This window comes from Saccharothrix sp. ST-888 (assembly GCF_000955975.1).
In the GTDB taxonomy this organism is placed as follows: domain Bacteria; phylum Actinomycetota; class Actinomycetes; order Streptomycetales; family Streptomycetaceae; genus Kitasatospora.
On the sequence record NZ_JYJF01000467.1, the window covers coordinates 1 to 377 of the forward strand.

A 377-nucleotide genomic window follows, 5' to 3' on the forward strand; every position below is an offset into this window, starting at 1 on the left:
GGTAATCATTCACGGAGAGTTTGATCCTGGCTCAGGACGAACGCTGGCGGCGTGCTTAACACATGCAAGTCGAACGGTGAAGCCCTTCGGGGTGGATCAGTGGCGAACGGGTGAGTAACACGTGGGAAATCTGCCCTGCACTCTGGGACAAGCCTTGGAAACGAGGTCTAATACCGGATATGACCTTCCTCTGCATGGGGGTTGGTGGAAAGCTCCGGCGGTGCAGGATGATCCCGCGGCCTATCAGCTTGTTGGTGGGGTAATGGCCTACCAAGGCGACGACGGGTAGCCGGCCTGAGAGGGCGACCGGCCACACTGGGACTGAGACACGGCCCAGACTCCTACGGGAGGCAGCAGTGGGGAATATTGCACAATGG

General features: G+C 59.2%; 1 rRNA gene. It reads left to right on the forward strand.

The window, feature by feature from the left end:
* Positions 1-8 precede the first annotated feature (8 nt).
* Positions 9-377: ribosomal RNA gene (locus UK12_RS33500) — 16S ribosomal RNA — on the forward strand; the annotation flags it as partial.